Source organism: Leisingera sp. F5 (assembly GCF_001593695.1).
Genome location: NZ_LUKH01000546.1, coordinates 1 through 2153 on the forward strand (window position 1 = coordinate 1; position 2153 = coordinate 2153).

At 60.4% G+C, this 2153-nt stretch carries 2 protein-coding genes; one reads left to right on the plus strand and one right to left on the minus strand.

The genetic code is table 11. The features are described 5' to 3' along the window. The first annotated feature begins 8 nt into the window (after window positions 1-8). Window positions 9-491 carry an SsrA-binding protein SmpB gene (smpB, locus tag A2I95_RS33050; RefSeq protein WP_129372117.1) on the plus strand — a complete coding sequence of 161 codons (483 nt, stop codon included), beginning with the start codon at window positions 9-11 and terminating at the stop codon, window positions 489-491. Between the two features lie 336 nt (window positions 492-827). Here smpB and A2I95_RS33055 read toward each other — a convergent pair whose 3' ends face one another. Next, window positions 828-2036 carry a leucine-rich repeat domain-containing protein gene (locus A2I95_RS33055; protein ID WP_291736643.1) on the minus strand — a complete coding sequence of 403 codons (1209 nt, stop codon included), beginning with the start codon at window positions 2034-2036 and terminating at the stop codon, window positions 828-830. Between the last annotated feature and the right edge of the window lie 117 nt (window positions 2037-2153).

Genomic DNA, 2153 nt, shown 5'->3' on the forward strand with positions numbered 1-2153 from the left:
TGCCTCCCATGGCCAATAAGAAGCAGACATCCGACCCGAATTACAAAGTGATCGCCGAGAGCCGGCGGGCGCGGTACGATTACGCAATCGAAGACGATATCGAATGCGGCATCATGCTGGAGGGGTCCGAAGTCAAGGCGCTGCGCGGGGGCGGTTCCAACATCGCCGACAGCTATGCCGCGGTGGAGAACGGCGAGCTGTGGCTGGTGAACGCCTATATCCCGCCTTACGAGCAGGCCAAGCTGTTCAAGCACGAAGAGCGCCGCCGCCGCAAGCTGCTGGTATCGCGCAAAGAACTGTCGGATCTGTGGAACGCCACCCAGCGCAAGGGGATGACCCTGGTGCCGCTGGTTTTATACTTCAACCACAAGGGCCGCGCCAAGATCAAGCTGGGCATCGCCAAGGGCAAGAAGAACCACGACAAGCGGGCGAGTGAGGCCAAGCGCGACTGGTCCCGCCAGAAGCAGCGGCTGCTGAAGGACGCACGCTGATCAGGGGAGGGCGCTGCCCTCTTGGCCTGGCGGCCAATTCACCCGAGGGTATTTCCAACCAGAAAGAAGCAGGGTTTGTGCGCCTGCAAGCTGATAACGATGCGTGTCATGGCTTTGGTATTATTCTGCCTGATAATCCGCTGCAGGCGGCCGGTGCCGCCGGGGCGGGTCGTGGGGCCCAGGGATGCGTTGGGTATCTGACTGATTAGTCAGATATGCCTTGCCCCGCAGGTTCGCTTTTGGATCAAGCCCGGACAGAGACCGCGGCCCGGCGGGATGTGCCGCTGCCGGTGCCGATGATCAGCGCCAGTGCAGACAGCCTTGAAACTGTACCTGTTAGGGGGTGGCTGCGATGTACTGGGCTATATTCTCTTTCCCAAGCAGGCGCCTGTGCGTCTCGAAGTCAGGGCCGGCAAAGACAATCCGCAGGTTTTCAACCTCCAGCAGCGGCTGCAGCGCCTCGACGGGCAGACCGATCGCCCGGAGAATCGAAAGCTCTTTAAGGTTCTTAAGCGGGGTGAGATCGGTGACGGCTGTTCCGGAAATGCTGAAGTCCCAAAGGCTCTCCATATCCTGCACCGCAGCAAGGCTGGACACGGCAGTATTAGTGAGCGACAGCACACGCAGGTTTTTGCCCGCCAGAGGCGCAAGGCTGGAGACGGCGGTGTCTGTCAGGTTCAGCTTGTGCAGCGCATCCAGCCCGTTCAGCGGTGTGATGTCGCTGATCCGGGTTCCGTCCAAGGCCAGCTCCTTCAGACCGGTTGCCCCTGTTATCGGGATCAGGTCCGCCACCTGCGTGTCTGACAGGATCAGGGTGTGCAATGCAGGTTTCCCCTCCAGCCCGTCCAGGTTTTCCAGCTGGGTTCCATCGGCGCGCAGCATCTCCAGCCGGTCGGATGCGGCCAGCGCGGCCACGCTTTTGACCGGGCAATTGGAGATCCAGGCCACCTGCAGGTTGGTGCCCGACAGCGGGCTGAGGTCAGAGACCTGAGTGTTGAAGGCAAGAAAGACTTCCAGACCAATAAGGCCGGACAGCGGGCTTAGGTCGGACACCCCGGAATCCGCAATATTCAGGCTTTGCAGCCGGGTCAGGCCGCTGACAAAAGACAGATCGGTGACATCCCCGGCCCCCCAGACCGAGAGGTGCTCCAGCTGTGTCATCCGGGCCAGCGGGGTGAAATCCGGCGCGCGGACAGAATCAAGGCTGAGCCGCTTCAGCCGCGGCAGCCGGGTCAGCGGAGCCAAGTCCGGTGCGGTGATATTGACCAAGGCCAGCCTTTGCAGCTTTGGCATCGCAGCGAGGGGGGACAGATCGACGGGGTCCTTGAACCGCAGGTCGGCCATCAGTGTCAGATCGGTCAACTCAGTGAACTGGATAAGCCCCTGCAAGTCGGGCGTGTGGTTTCCAATCCGGACCTTTGCCTTCAAGTCGTTGCTGTCAATGCATGTTTTGCCGATATCCACGCATTCTGCGCGCAAGGCACCGGGGCAGAACATGCCCGCTGCAATCAGAAATGCTGCAAGGAAACTGGGGAAACCGGACATACAATAGGCCTTTGCAATGAAATGCTGAAACTGGGGTCCATGTTATTACCGCTCCGTTAAAGGCCCGCAAGATTTTTGTAACCGCAGGTAGAGGGCGGCGCGGTCTTGCACCGCTGT